Source organism: Streptomyces sp. NPDC060198 (genome assembly GCF_042728415.1).
Taxonomy (GTDB): Bacteria; Actinomycetota; Actinomycetes; order Streptomycetales; family Streptomycetaceae; genus Streptomyces.
In genome coordinates, this window is sequence record NZ_JBHWZJ010000427.1 from 1 (window position 1) to 5,485 (window position 5,485).

At 75.4% G+C, this 5,485-nt stretch carries 3 protein-coding genes; 2 read left to right on the forward strand and 1 reads right to left on the reverse strand.

The window, feature by feature from the left end; translation table 11 throughout:
- Both ACFWEP_RS30880 and ACFWEP_RS30885 read left to right on the forward strand, forming a co-directional pair.
- The coding region (locus tag ACFWEP_RS30880; protein WP_387375034.1) for a DUF5682 family protein at positions 1-2,118 on the forward strand (2,118 nt) is incomplete at its 5' end.
- Positions 2,115-3,965, forward strand: coding sequence for a hypothetical protein (locus ACFWEP_RS30885; protein WP_387375035.1), 1,851 nt, complete (start codon positions 2,115-2,117; stop codon positions 3,963-3,965). The genes ACFWEP_RS30880 and ACFWEP_RS30885, both read left to right, overlap by 4 nt.
- Before the next feature lie 261 nt (positions 3,966-4,226).
- On the opposite strand, the gene ACFWEP_RS30890 is transcribed toward ACFWEP_RS30885, so the two are convergent.
- Positions 4,227-5,485 (reverse strand): zinc-binding dehydrogenase (locus ACFWEP_RS30890; protein ID WP_387375037.1); only part of this gene is annotated, 1,259 nt, incomplete at its 5' end.

Genomic DNA, 5,485 nt, shown 5'->3' on the forward strand with positions numbered 1-5,485 from the left:
GGCCAGGCGGCCGAGGGCGTGCTGCGGCAGCGGCACGCGGCCGAGCGCGCGGAGGGCGGCCCGACGGCCGCCCATGTCGTCCGCGGCCTCACGGAGGCCGCCGAGTGCGGGCTCCCCGCCCTGGCCGACGAGCGGCTGACGGAACTGTCGGCCGTACTCCCCGCGAGCGGCACCCTCCCCGAACTCCTCGCGGGGCTCGACCTGCTGGACCGCATCGACGCCGGCCACCTGCCGGGCCCGGCGGAGTCCGACGTCCCCCGTGCCCCGGACGCCACCGCCCTGGCCCGGGCCAACCGCACCGCGCGCGCGGCCGAACTCCTGACCTCGGCCGCGGTCCGCCAGGTCGACGGCCTGACCGGCTCCGAAGAGCCCGGGGACGCCCGGGCGCTACTCGAACTGGCCCAGCGGGCAGACCGGTTGGGGGGTATCCGGCTCGCCGACGCCCTCGCCCGGCTGGCCGCCGACGGCACCCCGCTGATCGCTGCGGCCGCCGGAGCGGTCAGGACGCTCACAGGCCACGAAGAGGCCGCGGCCTTCGGCGGGCGCGTCGCCTCCTGGGTGGACGGAGCCGTGGACAGTACTCTCCGGGCCGCTCTCACCGCACGCCTCACCGGCGTCCTGACCGTGGCGGGTCCGCTCCTGACGGTCGCCGCCGACGCCCTGGACCCGTTGCTCCAGCGGGTCGTCGAGCTGGACGACACCGCTTTCTTGGCCAGGCTTCCGGCCTTGCGCGGCGGCTTCGACACCCTGAGCCCGGCGGCCCGGGACCGGCTGCTGGACACCGTCGAGGAGCGGCTGGGCGAACGCGTGGGCACCCTCGACGCGGACGATCCCGCCGAGACGGCCCGCCGAACCGCCGCCGACCTCGCGGCCCGCGAGCTCCTGACCAGCCTCGGCCTGCCTGTCCCGCCACCCGTGGCCGACGACCGGGTCCCGCCGCTGTCCGGCCGCCCCGCCGCGACGCGCCCCGTCATCGCACCCGCCACCGCATCCGCCAATGGGGCCATCCCCGCACGGATCCTCGCCCCCGCCGACCGGTGGCGGCTCGTGCTCGGCCGGCGTCCCGGCCAACTGCCTTCCGGCGCCGCTCGCCTGGCGACCGCTCTGGACGAGCTCTACGGTGCGGGGCACGGCGAGGGGTCCCGGGGCGGCCTGCCCGGCTCGCGCGGCGGCCGGGAGCCCTCGTTCCCCGGCGTCCGCGAGTGGTCCGACGAACTGGCCGCGCTGTTCGGCCCCGGCATCCGCGAGGAGGTCCTCGCCGCCGCAGCCGCGACGGGCCGCCAGGACGTCCTCGCGGAACTCGACCCGGCGGCCGTCACCCCCTCCGTGGAACTGCTGCGGACGATCCTGCGGTACGCCGGGGGCCTCCCCGAGGCCCGCCTCGCGGCGCTCCGGCCCCTGGTCCGGCACCTGGTCGGCGAACTGACCCGGCAACTCGCCACCCGGCTGCGGCCCGCCCTCACCGGCACGATGTCGGCCCGACCCACCCGCCGCCCCGGCGGCCGGCTCGACCTGCCGCGCACGCTGCGCGCCAACCTGGCCACCGCCCGCCGGACGGCCGACGGAACGGTCCAGGTGATCCCCGAGAAGCCGGTGTTCCGCAGTCGCGCCCGCCGGTCGGCCGACTGGCGCCTGATTCTGGTCACCGATGTCTCCGGATCCATGGAGGCGTCCACGATCTGGTCCGCGTTGACCGCCTCCGTACTCGCCGGGGTGCCGACCCTGAGCACCCACTTCCTGGCCTTCTCCACGGAGGTCGTCGACCTCACCGGCCATGTGCACGATCCCCTCTCCCTCCTGCTGGAGGTGAGCGTGGGGGGCGGCACCCACATCGCCGCCGGACTGCGGCACGCCCGCAGCCTGATCGCTGTGCCCAGCCGCACCCTCGTCGTCGTCATCAGCGACTTCGAAGAGGGCGCGCCCCTCGGCGGACTGCTGGCCGAGGTGCGGGCCCTGGTGTCCACCGGCTGCCACGTCCTCGGGTGCGCGAGCCTCGACGACGTCGGCAGGCCGCGCTACTCGACGGGTGTCGCCGGGCAGCTCGTGGCAGCCGGCATGCCGGTGGCGGCCCTCAGCCCACTCGAACTGGCCCGCTGGATAGGGGAGAAGACCGCATGACCGCCGCCCAGTTGCCGCCCGTCGCGCCGGAGGTCACGGCCACGCTGGTGGAGGACCTCTCGCCCCGGCTGCGCAAGCGGCTGGATGCGGCAGTCACCAAACTCGGCGCCCGCCCGACACACCGCGTCGGGGACACGGTGACGATCGCGGTCGACGACGAGAGCGAGTTGCGCCTGCACGCCCCGGGCGGCGTGGTGACGACGACTGATGCCATCACCTGCGGTTGCCTGCTCGCCCCGGCATGCGTCCACCGAGCTGCCGCCGCCTGCGCCGCCCCCGTGGCGGACCCGGCGCCGGAGCTCGCCGACCAGCCCACCCCCGAGGGCCCAGGACCCGCCTCCGCGGCGGACTCCGCCGTCACTCCCGACCCTGCCGCAACCACGGCCACCGTGCCGGTCGCACCCACCGCACCCGCTGAGCCCGCTGCCAGTCCTGCCGGCCCGCTCGAGGTGGCGAGCCCGGCCCAGCGTGCCGCGGCCGACGCCCTGTGGTCGGCGGGAGCCGCCGTGCTGGAGGCCGGCGTCGACGGGGCCGGTGCCGTCACCCAGTCGGCCCTCCTCCGTGCCGCGCACACCGCCCGGCTCCGGCACCTGCCCCGCGCCGCCGGCGCCGCGCTGTCCGTCGTCACACTGCTGCGCGCGGCCCGCGCCGGGGACCCGTCCTACCGCACCGCGGACCTCGTCACAGCCCTGGCCGAACTCCTCGGCACCGCACACCGGGTGGGGACGGCGTCCGGGGCGGAGCTGGCCGCCGTCAGAGGCCGCGCGCGCCGCCCGTACAGCCCGGACGGTTCGCTGCGCCTGTACGGCTTGTTCACCGAACCCGTGGTCACCGACTCGGGGCACGGAGGCGTACGTACCTGGGTCGCCGGACCCGACGGCCGTCTCTGCACAGTGGGCGACGTGGCACCCGGCGGCGTGGGACGGGCCCTGGGTGTGGCCGACCGGGCCGTGCGCCTGGGAGACAGCGCGCTCACCCATCGGGAGCTGGGCCGGGCCGGTCTGGCGGTCTCCGGAGCGACGGTCTCGCCGGACGGCAGACTGGGCGCCGGGAAGGGCGTCAAGGCTGTTACCGCCCGGGGCGTCGCGTGGACGAAGACGCCGCTCGCCGCCCTGTGGGAGACGCCCCCGGCCGAACAGGCGGCCCGCGCCCTGCGGTCCACCGCCCGCTACGAGGAGCAGCACGGCGGCGGCGATCTGCTCTTTCTGGACGTCGAACTCCTCGGCGCCGTGCGGGAGCCGGGCGGCATCTGTCTGCTCGCACAGTGCGAGGGAGGGATTCACGTCCGGCTCACCGTCGCCGACGACGACCCCGCGCTGGCCCATCGCGACAACCTGATGTTGCTGGCCACGGCGCCCGGGACCCGGCTGAGGATCATCGGCCGCCTCGTGCCCGCCCTTCACCCGCGGCTCACCCTTCTCGCCTGCTCGCACCCGACCGGCGAGGGCACGGTCGACCTCGGCTTCGACCGCCTGCGTCGCGCCGACCTCCCGGACCCGGCCGCCCCCGTGCACCCCGCCCCGCCGCAGCCCGAAGGGTCCGGCGCGCACTCTCCGCTGTACCTCCTGGAGCGCCGGGTGGAACAGGCGGTCCCCGCGGGCCGCGCCGCCCTCGGCATGCTCGGGGACGTCACCGCCCAGACCCGCCGCCTCAGCCGCGCGGGTCTCCCCACGGCCGCCGGACTCCTGACGGCGCTGTGCGCCTCGGCGACCCGACGCGACCGAGACCTCTTCGGCCGTCTCCTTCCCGCCGACAGCGACGCCTTCACCCTGCACTGGCTCAGCGCCGCCCGTTACACGGCCGCCGTGGCCGAGTCCTTGTGCGCGGCAGCCTGGGAACCGACCTGATCACCGCGGGAGGGGTGAGCCCGATCGATGCCGGCCCGCTCGATCGGTCCCGTGAGCGGGAGGCCATCGGTTCCCCGTAGGTCCCGTGGGCCGCCGCGCTCTCGACCTGTCTCTTTCGACCGGCCCCTCCCGACCGGACCGGCCCCTTCCGACCGGACCGGCCCCTCCCGACCGGACCGGCCCCTCCCGACCGGACCGGCCCGACCGGCCCCTCTCGACCGGCCTGGCCCGACCGGACCCCGGACCTGGTCGGTTCTCGGGTCAGACGGTGATCACCACCTTGCCCAGAAGCGCCCGGGACTCGATCGCCTCGTGCGCCGATGCCGCGTGTGCAAGGGGGAAGGTGGCGCCGACCACCGTTCTCAGGACTTCCTTCGCAGCCGCGTCGAGCGCGCGTGCGATGAGTTCGGCGTGTGCCGAGGCGGTCGGCCGAATGTCTCCGATACCGAGCAACCGGACACCGAGGCCCGTCGCCTCCGAGGGGCTCACCGGAGCGAAGCCCCCCGTGGGGGCGCCGTGGGCCGAGAATCGGCCGCCGTTCGCGACCAAGGAGAACGCGGCCAGTCCCACCTCGCCGCCCACCCCGTCCAGAACGACGTCCGCGCCCCTGCCGCCGAGGGCCTCCCGGGTCCGTTCCACCCAGTCCGGGCCGGTCGGGTCGACGACGGCATCCGCTCCCAACTCCGTTACCAGGTCCAATTTCCGCTGCCCGCGGGCCAGGCCGACGACCCGGGCGCCCGCGGCTTTCGCCAGCTGCACGAGGACCGTTCCCATGCCGCCCGACGCCCCCACGATCAGCACCTGCTCACCGGGCCGGACCGCCGTGACGTCCAGCAGCCTGGCTGCTGTCGCCCCGTCGTGGACCAAGGCCGCGGCGTCCACGAAAGAGACCTCGTCGGGTACGACAGCCAAGGCCTCCACCGGAGCCACGGCCAGTTCCGCGTAGGCTCCGGTGAATCCGATGGAGGCAGCGACACGGCGCCCGACCCATCCCGGCTCCACTTCCTCGCCGACCGCGCGCACCGTGCCGGCGATGCCGCCCCCCGGGACGTACGGCGGGGTGACGGGGAAGAATTCCTTGCCCCAGCCTGCCCGCACCTGAGTCTCCACGAAGATGGTGTCCACGGCGGCCACGGAAACCAGCACCTGCCCGGGGCCCGCCACCGGGTCGACGGCCTCGGCCGCGACCAGTACTTCCGGGCCGCCGAATGCGACCACCCGTGCCACATGCATCGCGTTCCCCATTCGCTCCACACCGCCAGGTTCCGGCGGTGTGCCCGAGTCTCGAACATCGAGTGCGCTTGAGGTCAAGGGAAGCACTGGCGCGACCCCCACGATGCGCGACCCCCACGATGCGCGACCCCCACGATGCGCAACCCCCACGATGCGCAACCCCCATGATGTGCACGCCACCTGACGCCCCGCCGGCGTCGTCCCGGCCGTCACCTCGGTGAACGAGCCGACCGGGTCGATGGCGTGGCACGGTGATGTGGCTGTGGGGCCGGTGCGCGCGTGCGCAC